The organism is Oryzophilus luti, assembly GCF_059726245.1.
The window spans coordinates 180,978-196,156 of sequence record NZ_AP040874.1; the positions used below are offsets into that span (position 1 = coordinate 180,978).

Genomic DNA, 15,179 nt, shown 5'->3' on the forward strand with positions numbered 1-15,179 from the left:
GCGGACTTCACCGTGCGGCCTCGCGCAAAACAGATTCGGCGCTGTGGCCGGTGCGCTGCTCCATCTGCTCCGCCAGCGATGGCACGTCGCCGGTCGGCTCATCAAGTGCCATGCGCTCCACGCGGTGCATGGGGAAGAAGACAGTGGAGAGCGGCGGAGCCTCATCGGCCTTTACCTGGCGCAGAAGGTCCTCGAACGATTCCAGCGAGATGCCGCGCAGGGTTACGCCGTGCGGAACCAGCTCCACGAGCATGCCCCAGACCTTTTCGCGCGGTGAGTGCAGGGTCAGCAACACGATGGCCCCGCGTTGGAAGGTGCCTTCCGTGGAAGCCGCTGGCTGCTGACGTGAATCGTGCATAGCTTGATTCTGCCGTTTGCCTGCCGCGAATGCAACTGCCGCGCGCTGCCAGATGGTACTCAGTTTGGAACCTCTCCATGCCCTGCTTTCCCGGTCTGGGCGGCGCGCGTCACACCTTTGGACATCGGCTTTTACCGCGCCGTACCTCGTCCGATAGTCAGAATGCGCAACCGCTGCGTTCGAGGCTCCTATGGCTGAGATGATCCAACTCGTGCTGTTCCTGTCGGCCTTCCTTTTGCTATTCAGCGTGGGCACCTATTTGAATGAGCGCGAGCACCAGCGCCGTCTGCTGGCGCAGCAGACGAATGAGCCGCCGCTCGCATGGACCGCTTCTTCCGGTCCACGAATCTAGCGCGCGCGGCTCTTGCCTCCGCGCAGCAGCCTGTGAGATAGTCGTAACAGTCATGAAGATGAAGACCCAGCTCGCGACCACCATGGCCATGTGCCCCATGCACATGTGCATGTGCGTCAGCGTGGGTCGTCATCGGAACTAGCGGCAACAAGCCCTAAGACACCGGATTTAAGACGACCCACACAAAATGTGGGTCGTTTTCGTTTACGCGGAAGTTTGACGCGGGGAACCAAGGAGACGAGATGTCAGAGACGAAACAGCGCTTTGCCACACTGGCGGTTCATGCGGGCCAGAAGCCAGATCCGGCAACCAAGTCGCGCGCGGTGCCGATCTACCAGACCACTTCCTATGTCTTCGACAACGCCGACCACGGCGCGCGGCTGTTCGCTCTGCAGGAGCCCGGCAACATCTATACCCGCATTATGAATCCCACGACGGACGTCTTCGAGCAGCGCGTGGCGGCCCTGGAAGGTGGGGCGGCCGGGCTGGCTGTGGCCTCCGGGCAGGCTGCGGAAACGCTGGCGATCCTGACGCTGGCCGGAGCGGGCGATGAAGTCGTCTCCACCACCTCGCTCTACGGCGGCACCTACACGCTGTTCCACTACACGTTCAAGAAGCTCGGCGTGAACTTCAAATTCGTCGACGGCGAAGACTTCGCGGGCATCGAAGCCGCCATCACAGATAAGACCAAGGCTCTCTACACCGAGACGCTCGGCAACCCAAAGCTCGACGTGGCCGATATCGAGCGGCTGGCGACAATCGCGCACAAGCACGGGCTGCCGCTCATCGTGGACAACACCGTGGCTTCGCCCGCGCTGGTGCGGCCCATTGAGTGGGGCGCCGACATTGTGCTCAACTCGGCCACCAAGTTTATCGGCGGACACGGTAGCACCATCGGCGGCGTCATCGTCGACTCCGGTCGTTTCGACTGGAAGGCCTCGGGCCGCTTCCCGGAGTTCACCGAACCCGATCCGTCGTACCACGGCTGCTCGTTCACGGAGACCTTTGGCAACCTGGCCTTCATCGTGAAGGCGCGTGTACAGGGACTGCGCGACACCGGCGCGGCGCTCTCGCCGTTCTCCAGCTTCCTACTTCTTCAGGGTGCGGAGACACTTCACCTGCGCATGGAGCGTCACTCGGCCAACGCGCAGAAGGTGGCCGAGTTCCTCGAACAGCATCCGGCGGTCGCTTGGGTCAACTACCCCGGATTGAAGTCGAGCCACTATCACGAGCTGGCGAAGAAGTACTTGCCCAGGGGCGCGAGCGCGCTGCTCACCTTCGGCATCAAGGGCGGTTACGAGGCGGGCAAGAAGTTCCTCGACTCGCTGAAGCTGTTCAGCCTGCTGGCCAACATCGGCGACGCCAAGTCGCTCGCCATCCATCCGGCCTCCACCACGCACCAGCAACTCACCGAAGCCGAGCAGTTGGATTCCGGTGTGACGCCTGATCTTGTGCGGCTCTCCATCGGCATTGAGGACGCGCAGGACATCATCGACGATCTTGAGCAGGCGCTGGCACTCTCCAGCCCGTCTGGGAGGCCGTAGTGAGCACCGATGCAGTCTGTAACTGTCGCGTGCGCGAGGGCAGCATCCGCATCAACGGCGGAGCGCCCTTCGCGCTTGATAGCGGTGAAACATTGACGCACGTCGATCTTCAATACGCGGTCTACGGCGAGCCTTCGGCCGCCGTGGACAACGTCATCCTGGTCTGTCACGCGCTGAGCGGTTCGGCCAACGTCGCCGACTGGTGGCCGCAACTGCTTGCCTCGCTAGACCCGGCGCGAAACTGTATCGTCTGTTTCAACGTGCTTGGTTCGTGTTACGGTTCCACCGGCCCCACCTCGCTCGACCCCGCCACCAGCCAGCCCTACCGCGCAGCCTTTCCCCGCATCACCGTCCGAGATATGGTTCGAGCGCAGGCGCTCGCCGCCGATGCGCTTGGCTTTGCGCGCTTCAAGGCCGTGGTGGGCGGCTCCATCGGCGGCATGCAGGCGCTGCAGTGGGCCATTGAATTTCCGGAACGAGTGGGAAAGTGCGTTGCCATCGGCGCCTGTCCGCTGGGAGCGATGGGACTGGGACTCAACGAGATTCAGCGCCAGATCCTCGAACTTGATCCGGCCTTCAAGGGCGGCAATTATGCGCCGGACGAGCCGCCCGCGCGGGGCATTGCCATTGCGCGCGCGCTGGCCATCTGTTCTTACAAATCAAACGAGCTGTTTGCCGAGCGTCACGGACGCAAGCCCAATCGCGTTGGTCCCGCGCCGTGGGAGTCTCCCGAGGGCCGCTACGACGTGGTGGGCTATCTCGACCATCAGGGCGAAAAGTTCGAGCGCCGCTTTGACGCCAATTCCTACATCACGCTCACGCATGCCATGGACGCCTTCGATCCGGAGCAGGAGTGTGGCGGCGCAAGCGAGGCCTTCGCGCGTGTGAAGTGCCCGGTACTGCTGATTGGCATCTCGTCCGACTGGCTCTTTCCAGCCGAGGACGTGCGCGCCTTCAGCGAATGCATGAAGAGCGCCGGCGTCAACGTGCAGTACACCGAGTTGGTCTCCGCGCACGGGCACGACGCGTTCCTCGCCGAGCCGGAGCAGCTACTGCCGGTCACCACGCGATTCCTGGGCGAATAGCCGCCAGTGCGCATGGGCGCCTCATCCTGCAACCAGTGAGTTGTTGGGGAGTGCAAAATTCGCGAGGTTCGCGAGGATCAGCCGGCTAGACGATGCGGCCCTCGCCGGGGATAAAGTCCTCGGTTCCGTAGTGGTGGAACTCGTGGCAGTGCGGGCACTCAAAGGAGCCCATATCGGGGTTAGCCGTCAGGGCGTCCGTGCTTTTGCCGGACACACTGTGGCGCGGCAGCACGGCGAACCGCTGAAAACAGGTTTTACATTCAACCAGCCAGACCAGAGCCATCTCTTCCTCATCCTTAAGAACAAACCTATTGTACGCGGAGCCGCACCGCCTTCGCCTTCCTGCACGGAAGCGAACGCATGAATGCCCGCGAGGCGAGAACACACTTCGCTCTCTTTTGCGATGCTGAGGATGTTGGGGAACTGGTGCTTGAGAATGGTAGGCCCGAATGGACTCGAACCATCGACCTCATCCGTGTCAAGGATGCGCTCTAACCAACTGAGCTACGGGCCTACATAACCTACCGGAGACTGCTTTGCGGCTGCGCGGGAACGTCGCCGCTGTTGCAGGTTTTGAGCAAAACACTGCAACGACTTTTTCATTCTACCGAAGCACTGCCTTTTGGGCAAATGCCCTACCCCGCCCATCGGTGGAAAACTCAAACCTTATATATAAGGACAAAAAAACGGGACGCGGCCGGAGCCGCGTCCCAAGAAGCAGCAGCCGTTTACCTGACTGCGAACATCGTCACCGAATTCACAGGAAGCGTGGATGAGAGCGTGTTGCCGTCGATGGTGGCCGTGCTGTCTCCGTAGATCGGTTCCAGAGCCGTGCGCCCATCGAGCGGCGTGTCGGCCAGCGGCAGGCTGATCTTCTGCGGCGTGTCTGTCGGATTCAACAGCACCACCACGCGGTCGTTGCCGTCGGCGCGGAGGTAGGCGTAGTAACCATCGGCTGCGCCCAGCGTAGTGAGCGTGCCGCGGCGCAACGCCGAATGTTGCTTGCGCAGGGCAATCAACTGCTTCAAGGCGTCGAAGGCTTTCTGCTCGGCCAGCGAGCGGCCCGCCGCAGTGAAGGCGTTGCGCGTGTCACCGGGGAAGCCGCCGGGGAAGTCGTGGCGGTTGTCCGGGTCATCGCCACCGTGCATGGCTATTTCGTCGCCCGAGTAGAGTTGCGGAGTGCCACGAAGGCTCATCAGCAGGGCATCGGCGGCGATCAGTTTCTCAAGCGTCGCGCCGTCCTCGCCCATAAAGCGTTTGAGGTCGTGGTTGCCAACGAAGGTCACCAGCTCCTCGGGCCGCTGGTAAAGGTAGTCATGCGCCAGCACCTGAGGAATGGTGCTGGCAGGACGTCCGTGCAGCAGCACGTTGCGGATGGCGTCCATCAGCGGAAAGTCGAGGACCGTGGTGGTTCCGGTGTCCACGCCCCGTTCCTTGCGCCCGCCTTCATAGAACGAGGTGATGACCGGATCGGTGTTCCACACCTCGGCCATGGAGGAGATCTTCGGGTAGACCGAGCGCACTGCTTGGTGCCACTTGCCCCAGGATTCGCGAGAGGAATACGGGAAGGTGTCCAGCCGCAAGGCATCCAGTCGCGCCGACTCAATCCACCAGATGGCGTTATCGGAGAGAAACTCCTCCAGTCGCGCATCGTCGGGATTCACGTCCGGCAGCTTGCCGGCGAACCAGCCTTCCACCACCGGGCGACGGTCGCGCGCGGGGGCGTGTATGTCCACCAGCGGCCAGAAGTCGTAACTCGGGTCCATGTGCCTGGCCACGCTGCCGTGCAGCCAGGTCGGCGTCGGCGGGTCATTGGCCCACGGACTGAGCGGCCCAATGTGGTTGGCCACGTAGTCAATCACAACCTTGATGCCGTGGCGGTGCGCCTCGGCCACCATCTCCTGCAGGTCCTTCAAGGTGCCGAAGTGGTCGTCAACGGCGTAGAAGTCCGTGACGTGGTAGCCGTGGTAGTCGCCCGCCTTCGACGAGTTCTTCCACCACGGCGTCAGCCAGATGGCCGTCACGCCGAGTTCCTTCAGGTAGTCCATGTGGCTGGCAATGCCCTTCAGGTCGCCGCCGTGATACGCAATCGGTTTCTCGCGGTCGTAAAAGCCCTTGCAGCAGCCGGGATCGTTGTTGGTCGCATCGCCGTCGGCAAAGCGGTCGGGCATGATGAGGTAGACCACGTCATCGCGCGTGATGCCATGCGCGATCTCCGCGGAGTTGCTGCGTGCCAGCAGCTTGAAGTCAGCCTGCGTGCTGGTGCCTCGCGCGGTGATCTTCAGGTGCGCAACGCCGGCCTTGGCTTCAGCTGCAACGTGCAGCCAGACGAACAGGTAGTGTCCGCCGGAGCCGGGCTCCGTGCGGGTGATCTTCACCCCGGGGTATTGCACGCTCACCGACGCGCCTTCCAGGTTCTCCCCGGTCAGCAGCAGCATCGGATCGTGCGGCATCTGCACCCACCAGTTGGGTGGTTCAAGTTTGGTGACCTTCGGGCCTTGGGCCCAGGCGGTAAGAGAGGTAAAAACGAGCGCAAAAATCAGCAGTTTGACACAGCGGGCGCGCCGCAGCGTATCCATAACTAGTTATGACCTCGAACGTGCGCGAAAGAAGGGGGACAGACGAATCTGTCCCCCGAGTTGTGTGCCGTGTTTGGTTAGAAGCTCAGACGCAGACCGAACTCGATTTCACGTTCCGAGCTGGAGATGGTCGAGTTCTTCACGCCAAAGCCGCTGTGCGTTCCTACGGAAGGCGCGTCGCTGACGTTACCGTCAGGGCTGCCGAAGTAGGGGGTGTTGGTGACGTTGAAGGCTTGGATCAGGAAGCGGGTTTTCACCCGCTCGGTGACGGCGAAATCCTTCTGGAGTGTCATGTCCCAACGATGCTGCCCCGGGGAGTGGAAGTAGTTGCGAGCCAGTGTTCCGACCAGTCCGGAGGCGGAAGTGAAGGCTCCGCTCGGACAGCTCAGCCAAACCAGATCGCTGGCACCGACCTTGCATCCGCCGTGGTAATCCGGACGGCCGGTAGCACCGGAGTTGTTCATCGTGACGTCAAATGGCGCGCCACTCTGCAGGATCAGGATATTGTTCCACTGCCATCCGCCGATCACGTAATCGAGCATCTTGGGCGCGTTGCTCAGGAACATGCGTCCCTTGCCGAAAGGCAGCTCGTACAGCGCCGAAGCCACCAGTGAGTGACGAATGTCATTGTTGGAATTGCCGTAGTTGTAGTGGAGCAGGGCCTTGCCGTTGGCTCCGACGGGAATACGGCTGTCGGCGCCGTCCAGTGCGCCGCTGGAGTTGTCCAGCGTGTGCGACCAGGTGTACGACACGGTGTACTGCAAGCCCTTGCTCATACGCTGCTTCAGGCTTGTTTGCAGCGAGTTGTAGTTGCCGTTGCCGATGTACTCGTAGGCGCTGATGCCGCCCAGGGACGGGAACCAGTTCGTGGTGCCGCCCAGGACGCTGCTGTTGGCGTTGTAGTTCGTCGCCAGATTGTCCATCATCATGCCCACGTAGGCCACGTTGATGGAGGTGTTCTTGTTGAGAGCCTGTTCCACCTGCAGGTTGAACTGCTGGATGTTGGAGTTCGGGCTCTTGTATGGGTAGTAGATGACGTTGTCATTGACCGTCAGGTTCTTGGGGTCGGTTCCGGAGCTGCCCGACGGCAGGGCACCGGTAGCCAGCGTCGGATCCGTGCTTCCCGGAGCTCCCTGGCCGCTGAGTGTGAAGCGATAACCGCTGCCGCAGGTAGCCAGCGTCGGGCAGGCATAGTAGGTCTGCGTTCCGTTGAAGTTCGGATTGTTGGAAAGCTGCACGCCAACGCCACCACGATCCAGGAAATAGAACAGACCGTAGCCGCCACGAATGACGGTCTTGCCGTTTCCATGCAGGTCGTAGGCAAAGCCGATGCGGGGACCGAAGTTGTGCTTTGGCGTCGCGATCAGAGCATTGTTCCAGCCGGTATCTCCGGGCAGGGCCAAGGTTCCGGTCTTCGGGTCAAAGTTCGACTGGCGGTTGTTTTGTTCGGTCGGCCAGGTGAACTGGTCATAGCGAAGGCCGAGATTCAGGGTCAGCTTGCTGTTGACCTTCCAATCGTCCTGGGCGAAGTAGCCGTTTTCCCAGTTGTTGGTGTTGTAGTAGCCGTTGAAGACTCCGATCTGATAGGCCGACATGAAGCCACCCGCCAGCTCGGAGATTTCGTAACCAGTGAACGTACCGTGACCGGAGAAAGCACCGGGGAAGCCGCTCCATTGGGTTCCATTGTTGTCGTCGATCCAGAAGTACCCCTTGGCGCGGTTGGCCTGCGTCCAGTCAACGCCACGGTGCATGATGTTGAAGCCGAACTTGAAGGTATGGTGCCCCTTCACCCAGCTCACCGCGTCATTGAACTGATAGGTCTTCTGCTTTACCACATAGGGGCCGTAGTCGCCGCTGTACTCAAGCTGTCCGCTCCAGCCGCCGATCAGGGCCATGCCGCCGAGCAGGCTGCTGGTGTTCGCGTTCGGAATTCCGAGGTTGGCCGCCATCGGCGTGCCGTAGCCCGGTTGCTGATAACCGTAGTACGGCCGCGAATAGCCAAAACGAAATTCATTGATCAAGTTGTTGGTGATCTGGCGAGTGTAACCGGCTGCGACTTGCCGCGGGTGGTTCGGGTTGGTACCGGAGCTGTCGCAGGAAGGCAGGAAATGACTGGCATCCTGCAGGCAGACCGTCTCGGAAAGGTTGTCTTGACCATAGCTGTAACGCGCGAAGATGGTTTCCCGCGGGTTCAGCACAAAGTCGGTGCGGATATCGAAATCGTTGTTCTTGATCGTCTTCTGGCGGTGTGGCTGGAAGTTTGCAGCGTTGATGGACGCATTGGCCCCTGCGATGTTCGGCAGCGGGAAGGCGTTCAGGTAGTTCATGCCGACTGTGTTGCGCTTGCCGGCCGGAATGATGTTGATATTCGGGCCCGCCGCACCGGTCGCGGCATTGCCCACCCAGCCGAACGGCAGACAGGTCTGCGGATCGAAGATGTACCCTTTGTTGCCACCATTCAGAATGAGATTGCCGCCACCGTCATAGAGGTTCGGGCAAATCTGCGGAATTGGCGCTGAGGTGATTCCGGTGCCAGAGCTGACCAGCAATTCGGAAAAGTCACCATCGCGCATCTTTAGGGTTGGAACGTGGGTGGACCCCCAGTTCACAGGTTGCAACTGGCGGAATCCCTGGTAGTCGCCGAAAGCGAAGATTTTGTCTTTCCAAATCGGGCCGCCCACGGTGCCGCCAAACTGGTTGCGTTTGAAGGTGTCCTTGGTGGAGCCGCCGCCAAAGTAATTCGGGTTGGCGTCAAGGTTGTCGGTACGGCGATACCAGAATCCGCTTCCGTGGATCTGGTTGCTGCCGCCCCGGGTCTGAACCTGAACGATGGCACCACCGGCGCGGCCGAATTCTGCCGGAGCTACGCTGGTGTTCACGCGGAATTCCTGGATGGCTTCCGTCGGCGGGAAGAACAGGAGGTTATTGACGAACGAGTCGTTGTTGTCGACTCCATCCCAGATGTAGTTGTTCGCCTGCGAGCGCTGTCCGTTTACCGCCAGAGCGCCGCCGCCGTTCTCAGAGTTACGCCAGGTTTCTGAGTGGCCGCCGGAAGCGCCGCCCATAGCCTGTTGGTAGGCCGCACCGCGTGTGACGCCAGGCGTCAACAGTGCGAGAGAAGTGAAGTTGCGGCCGTTGATCGGCAGTTCCGTCACCTGACGGCCCTGAATGATTTCGCCGGAGCTGGAGGTCGAGGTCTCCACCAGAGGCACTTCATCGGTCACGTTCACGGTTTCCGTCGTGCCGCCGACCTGAAGTTTGAAGTTGACTTCCAGCACCTGCGAGATCGTCAGTGTGACGTTCGCGGTCTCGGTCCGGAAGCCCTTATTCTTGACCTCTACCTTATAGGAACCGGTGGGCAGGGCATTGAGGGTGTAATCGCCATTGCCGCTGCTGGTGACGCTGACCGTACGGTTGGTGCCTAGATTCGTCGCCGTGACGGTCGCTCCTGAGATGGCCGCCCCGGCGGGATCCGTGACGGTACCAATGACGCGTGCTGTGTCGGTTTGGGCGAAGGCAGCCAGGCTCACGCACAGAATCGCGAGCAAAACCAGCCACTTCACCTTGGCGCACTGCTTCATAATTGTTCCTCTCCTTGATCAGGTTGGGAAACGTGATAAAGCTCTTGCTGTTTCTTTTCTTGTCATTCCGAGAGCGTTTGGCGCTGGCACGTCGAAGCTTGCCCTGCGCTTCGGCCCTCTGGTTTTCCTCAGCAATCACTCATGGTTGTAATGCATCCACAGACAGATAGCGAACTTACTAAGCGCATTACAAACGGACAGGAGTCTCTGCCTGTCGCCCCTGCAACGTAAGTCTCCATCAGTTTGTTACCGTTACATCCATACAGCTTCGTGAAATCAACAGGATAGGACTCTTGTAAAAGGTTCGTTACGCCTGTAACATGACGGGTCGTGAACGAACGGACCCAGATTCTCGAACAGGTTGAGCGCCTGACTGCCAGCGAGGTTTTGCACCACTCCGAGGCACTGTGCAAACTCCTCCGCTACCTGACGCGGCACTCCCTCGACGAGCCTGGAGTCCTGCTCAAGGAGTATCGAATTGCGACGGAGGTCTTCGGCCGTCCAGCCGAATACGACCCGCAGGTCGACTCCACCGTTCGAGTTCAGGTTGGCCGCCTCCGCGCCAAGCTCGCAAAGTATTACTCCGGCGAAGGCGCCGAGGACCCGGTTGTTTTTGACATGCCCAAGGGAAGTTACTCCCTCACGTTTCAATTCCGGCCAGCGAAGCAGAATCGGGAGGAGTCACTCGAGGGGAATCAACGCGCGGCCGATGCCAGGTCCCCACGCCTGATTGGCCTGACCTCCAGCATTCTTGCGGTGCTGCTGGTGGTGGCCTTGGCCACAATTGGCTGGTTGCTCACGCACTCCAACGGCTCCGTGCTCCAGCCGGCTCCGGCGCCGGTGCAGACCTTCTGGGGCGGCTTCGTCAACCATTCCTCCGAACCGTGGGTCATCTTCAGCAACGCCGCTTTCGTCGGCCGCCCGGAGACCGGCATACGCTATTACAACCCGCGCAGCGACCAGGGCGCGGCCATCTGGGACCACTACACCGGCGTCGGCGAAGTGCTCTCCGTGCACAATCTCGACGTGGTCTTTGCGAGCCTGCATGGACGCGTGCGGGTCAAGCGCGGCAGCCTGTTCACGCTTGACGACGCCCGCCAGAACGACCTGATCTTTCTCGGCTCGCCCTCGGAGAATCTGACCCTGCGCGAGATTCCGAACACGTCTACCTTCGTCTTCCAGCGCAACGCCGGAGACCAGTCCCGGCCGGGCGATCTGGCCATCGTGAACCTGAAGCCCGCGCCCGATGAGCCGACGCGCGTGCTCTCCACGCCCAACAGTGAGCAGCTCACCGAGGATTACGCCATCATCGGCCTCGAACGCGGGCCAAGCTCGAACAAGGTGCTCATCCTGGCCGGTATCACCACCTTCGGCACGCAGGCCGCCGTCGAATATGTCAGCACGCCCAATTCGCTCGAAGAGCTTCTCTCGCGGCTCGGAGTGCAACGTGCCGAAGAGCTGACGCCCTTCGAGGCGCTCATCCGCGTCAAGATCGCGCATGGCGTGCCGGTGGAGACCCATCTGGTGGCTCTCCACAAGCTGCCGTAAATTTCCTCACCGCTCTCCGCTTGACGGAGCAATTACAATCCATCCAGTTTCATCCGTGACTCGTTCTGCGCACGCTGCATGGTTGCGCTCGTCGCCCGCGCTGGCAGGACAAAAGGATGCGGCACCCTCATGAAGCACCGTTGGTTCACGACGCTTCGCGCGACTGCTCTGCTGCTGGTGGCGTTTCTGCTGCTGGCGGCCCGCCCCTTGTTTTCCCAGTCCGGCCCCGTTGCTTCCAGCCGCCTGGAAGCCTCTCAGTTCCTAGCCACTGCCGGAGCGGTTCATCTGCGCGTGACCGCTCTCAGCGCCAATGTGCTGCGGGTTGAGTACTCCAACGGCCGCGACGTTCCCGAGCATTTTTCATACGCCGTGGTGGGCGAGCCATCGTTCTCCGCACCCGTACTGCATGAAGCGTCCACGGCCACGCACGCAGGGTTCACCACGGGTGCTCTCACCGTGCAGGTGGATCGCGCCACCGGACTGCTGCGCATCACCACCGTTTCTGGCGAGGTTGTGCTCGACGAGCAATCCGTCGCATGGCAGGGCGAAGCGTTCACGGTGCGCAACCGCTTGGGCAGCGAGCATGTTTACGGGCTTGGAGACAAAGCCGGTCCCATCGAACATCATGGCGCGGCTTACACGTTCTGGAACACCGACGCCTACTCCTGGCAGACCGGCACCGACCCGCTCTACAAGAGCATTCCGTTCGTGCTCTTCACGCGGCGGGGAAGCGCCAGCGGCGTGTTTCTCGATAACAGCTACCGGAGCTGGTTTGACCTGGGCAAGCGCGCGCCTGATACCTGGGCTTTCGGTGCCTCGGGCGGCCCGCTGGTGTTCTATGTCTTCCACGGCGCGGATGCGAAGCAGGTGCTCGCAGACTACACGCAGCTCACCGGACGCACGCCGCTGCCACCGCGCTTCGCGCTGGGCTACGCGCAGTCGCGCTACGGCTACACCACGGAAGCGCGTGTGCGTGAAGTGGCACGCACTTTGCGCGAGCATCACATCCCCACCGACGCCATCTATCTCGACATCGACTACCTTGCGGGCTACAAGGCCTTCGACGTCAACCGCAAGACGTTTCCGCATTTTGAGCAGATGGTCGCCGACCTCGCTCGCGGCGGCATCAAGACCGTGGCCATTGCCGACCTGCACCTGAAGGCCGAGCCGGGCTATGCACCGTACGAGCAGGGAATTGCCGGAGATCATTTTGTGCGCAATCCCGATGGCTCCACCTATCTCGGCAAGGTGTGGCCCGGCCAGTGCGCGTTTCCTGATTTTTCGCGCGCGAGTTCGCGTGCGTGGTTCGGCACGCTTTACGCGGGCATGGCAAAGGCCGGTGTGCGCGGCATCTGGAATGACATGAACGAGCCGTCGATCTTCAGTGACGAGAAGACGATGCCGCTCGCGACCGTGCATCGCATCGAGGAGCCGGGCATTGCGCGCGTCACAGATCATCGTGAGATGCATAACCTTGTCGGCCTGCTGAACGTGCGTGCCACCTATGACGGCATGCGTACTCTGGAGCCAAAGTTGCGTCCGTTCATCCTCACGCGCGCGGCCTTCAGCGGCTCGCAGCGCTACGCCGCCACTTGGACGGGCGACAACCAGTCAACGTGGGAGCACTACCGGCTGACGGTGCCCACGCTGCTGAGTCTCGGGCTCTCCGGATATTCATTTACGGGTGTCGATGTCGGTGGCTTCATTGGCAGCCCCACGCCGGAGCTGCTGACGCGCTGGATGGAGCTGGGTGCGTTCCTGCCCATGTTCCGCAACCACACCGCCAATGACACGAAAGACCAGGAGCCGTGGGTACACGGCGCGGAGCACGAGGCCATCCGCCGCCGCTACATTGAGGAGCGCTACCGTCTGCTGCCGTACCTCTACACCGCGACGGAGGAGAACGCGCGCACCGGCGTGCCCGTCATGCGTCCGCTGATGATGGAGTTTCCGGAGGAAGACGCGCTGGCTGCCAACGACGCGGAGTTCATGTTCGGCCGTGATCTGCTGGTTGCGCCCGTGCTCAAGGAAACCGTGGACGATCAGCGCATCGAGTTGCCACACGGCGCGTGGTTCGATTACTGGACGGGCGAGCGCCAGGAATGCAGCAAGGCGGACGCACCTTGTGCCATCATGCGCGCGAAGCAGTTGGCCGTGCTGCCGGTCTACGTGCGTGCCGGGGCCATCCTTCCACGGCAGCCTCTGGTGCAGAGCACGAACGAAGTGCCGCGCGGGCCTCTTGAATTGCACGTCTACCCCGGCGCGAACTGCACAGGCTCGCTCTACGAGGATGATGGTGAAAGTTTCAACTACCAGCGCGGAGAATTCTTCCGCCAGCAGTTCACCTGCGTGGCGGAGGAAGGCTCGCTGCGCGTTACACTGCACGCGCCCAGTGGTTCGTATAAGCCGTGGTGGCAGCAGGTGCGCGTGGTGGTGCATGATGGCCGCGCGCCACGCGAAGTGCGCGTGAACAGCATAAAGGCGGAGCGCAAGATTGATGCCTTCGCGCACACGATCGAAATTGATACGACTGCGACCGCCGCTGAGACGGCGATCGCAATTACTTACTGAAAGGCTGGCCGGATTCTTACAGGCTTCATACGAACATGAGATTTCCCCGATCCTGCGGCATTCTTCTTCACCCGACTTCGCTGCCCGGCCCCTACGGCTGCGGAGACCTTGGCCCTGAGGCCGACAACTTCATCGAGTTCCTCGTCGCTGCCGGCATGAAGCTCTGGCAGGTGCTTCCGCTGAACCCGACCGGCTACGCCGATTCGCCATACCAGTGCCTTTCGGCCTTTGCCGGAAACCCGCTGCTCATCAGCCTCGACCGCCTCTGCGAGCGTGGGCTGCTGCACCGCAACCAGCTTTCGCCCGCGCCGGATTTTCCGCACACCAAAGCAGACTTCGGCCGGGTGCTTGCGCACCGCATGCCGCTGCTGCGCATTGCCGCCGAGCGTTTTTTTGCCGAGGCTTCGGCCGAGCAGCGCCGCGAGTATGAGGGCTTCTGCGCCGCCAACGCCGCCTGGCTTAATGACTATGCGTTGTTCGCCGCCGCCAAGAGCGCGCACGGCGGCGTCACCTGGACGCGCTGGGAGCCTGCGCTCGCCGCTCGCCAGCCCGAGGCCATCGCCTTCTGGAGCGAGCGCCTGCGTGACGATATTGCCGCGCAGCGCTTCTGGCAGTTCGAGTTCTTCCGCCAGTGGAGCGCTCTGCGCGAAAAGTGCAGGCAGAAGGGCATCCGCCTGATGGGCGACCTGCCCATCTACGTGGCGCATGACAGCGCCGATGTGTGGGCCAACCCGCAGCTGTTCTGGCTCGATTCGCACGGCGAGCCCACGCGCGTGGCCGGCGTGCCGCCCGATTACTTCAGCGCTACCGGCCAGCTATGGGGCAACCCCATCTACCGCTGGGACCGCATGCAAGCCGACGGCTTCCAGTGGTGGATTGCCCGAATGCGCGCCGTGCTCGGCATGTTCGACATGGTGCGGCTCGACCACTTCCGCGGCTTCGAGGCGTACTTTGAAATTCCCGCCGGTGAGCCCACGGCCGTCAACGGACAATGGGTGAAGGGGCCGGGCGCAGCCATCTTCGAGGCCCTTCAGCAGGTGCTTGGCCCGCTGCCCATCGCAGCGGAGAACCTCGGCGTCATCACTCCGGAGGTCGAGGCCATCCGCAATCAGTTTGAATTTCCCGGCATGGCGTTGCTGCAATTTGCCTTCGGCACCGACCCGCAGGGGCCGGACTTCCGCCCGCACAACTATCCACGCAACCTTGTGGCCTACACCGGCGGACATGACAATGACACCACCGTCGGCTGGTGGACTGGCGGCGTTGGCGATTCCACGCGCAGCGAGGCCGACCTGCGGCGCGAGCACGAGTTCGCGCAGGAGTATCTGAACTTTGGCCCCGCCGACGAGGTCAATTGGGTGCTCATCCGCGCGGTCATGGCCAGCGTGGCTGATACCGTGCTGGTGCCGATGCAGGACGTGCTCGGCCTCGGCACCGAAGCGCGCATGAACCTTCCGGGGCGTTCGTGGGGCAACTGGACGTTCCGTTATTCGGCGGAGCAGGTGAAGCCGGAGTTCGCCGCGCGGTTGAAGAAGCTGGCGGAACTCTACGGCCGCTGATG

At 61.8% G+C, this 15,179-nt stretch carries 10 protein-coding genes and 1 tRNA gene; 6 read left to right on the forward strand and 5 right to left on the reverse strand.

Translation table 11 applies throughout. The annotated features are described in order from the left end of the window. Positions 1-7: 7 nt before the first annotated feature. The gene (locus AC6IZO_RS00745; RefSeq protein ID WP_497806985.1) at positions 8-358 is read right to left on the reverse strand and encodes a hypothetical protein; all 351 of its coding nucleotides are present in this window, start codon (positions 356-358) and stop codon (positions 8-10) included. Between the two features lie 190 nt (positions 359-548). On the opposite strand from AC6IZO_RS00745, the gene AC6IZO_RS00750 reads away from it, so the two are divergent. From AC6IZO_RS00750 to metX, 3 genes are all read left to right on the forward strand, one after another. After that, a complete protein-coding gene (locus AC6IZO_RS00750; protein WP_497806987.1) occupies positions 549-710 on the forward strand; it encodes a hypothetical protein in 162 nt (53 codons plus the stop codon). A 242-nt stretch (positions 711-952) separates the two neighbouring features. Further along, a complete protein-coding gene (locus tag AC6IZO_RS00755; RefSeq protein ID WP_497806989.1) occupies positions 953-2,254 on the forward strand; it encodes a homocysteine synthase in 1,302 nt (433 codons plus the stop codon). Continuing rightward, the gene (gene metX, locus AC6IZO_RS00760) at positions 2,254-3,339 is read left to right on the forward strand and encodes a homoserine O-acetyltransferase MetX (protein ID WP_497806991.1); all 1,086 of its coding nucleotides are present in this window, start codon (positions 2,254-2,256) and stop codon (positions 3,337-3,339) included. Before AC6IZO_RS00755 ends, metX begins: the two co-directional genes overlap by 1 nt. A gap of 85 nt (positions 3,340-3,424) precedes the next feature. Here metX and AC6IZO_RS00765 read toward each other — a convergent pair whose 3' ends face one another. The 4 genes from AC6IZO_RS00765 to AC6IZO_RS00780 form a co-directional block, all read right to left on the reverse strand. Then, entirely contained in the window at positions 3,425-3,622 is a 198-nt protein-coding gene (locus AC6IZO_RS00765; RefSeq protein WP_497806993.1) for a hypothetical protein, read from the reverse strand. A 154-nt stretch (positions 3,623-3,776) separates the two neighbouring features. Further along, a tRNA-Val gene (locus AC6IZO_RS00770) sits at positions 3,777-3,853 on the reverse strand. A gap of 214 nt (positions 3,854-4,067) precedes the next feature. After that, positions 4,068-5,918, reverse strand: coding sequence for an alpha-amylase family glycosyl hydrolase (locus AC6IZO_RS00775; protein WP_497806995.1), 1,851 nt, complete (start codon positions 5,916-5,918; stop codon positions 4,068-4,070). 77 nt (positions 5,919-5,995) lie between these two features. Beyond that, entirely contained in the window at positions 5,996-9,499 is a 3,504-nt protein-coding gene (locus AC6IZO_RS00780) for an outer membrane beta-barrel protein (RefSeq protein WP_497806997.1), read from the reverse strand. A gap of 330 nt (positions 9,500-9,829) precedes the next feature. Here AC6IZO_RS00780 and AC6IZO_RS00785 point away from each other — a divergent pair, with 330 nt between their 5' ends. From AC6IZO_RS00785 to malQ, 3 genes are all read left to right on the forward strand, one after another. Beyond that, entirely contained in the window at positions 9,830-11,047 is a 1,218-nt protein-coding gene (locus tag AC6IZO_RS00785) for a hypothetical protein (RefSeq protein ID WP_497806999.1), read from the forward strand. Positions 11,048-11,176: 129 nt separating this feature from the next. Continuing rightward, positions 11,177-13,618, forward strand: a complete 2,442-nt coding sequence (locus tag AC6IZO_RS00790; protein WP_497807001.1) for a glycoside hydrolase family 31 protein — start codon at positions 11,177-11,179, stop codon at positions 13,616-13,618. Between the two features lie 35 nt (positions 13,619-13,653). Further along, positions 13,654-15,177 carry a 4-alpha-glucanotransferase gene (malQ, locus tag AC6IZO_RS00795; protein ID WP_497807003.1) on the forward strand — a complete coding sequence of 508 codons (1,524 nt, stop codon included), beginning with the start codon at positions 13,654-13,656 and terminating at the stop codon, positions 15,175-15,177. Positions 15,178-15,179 lie beyond the last annotated feature (2 nt).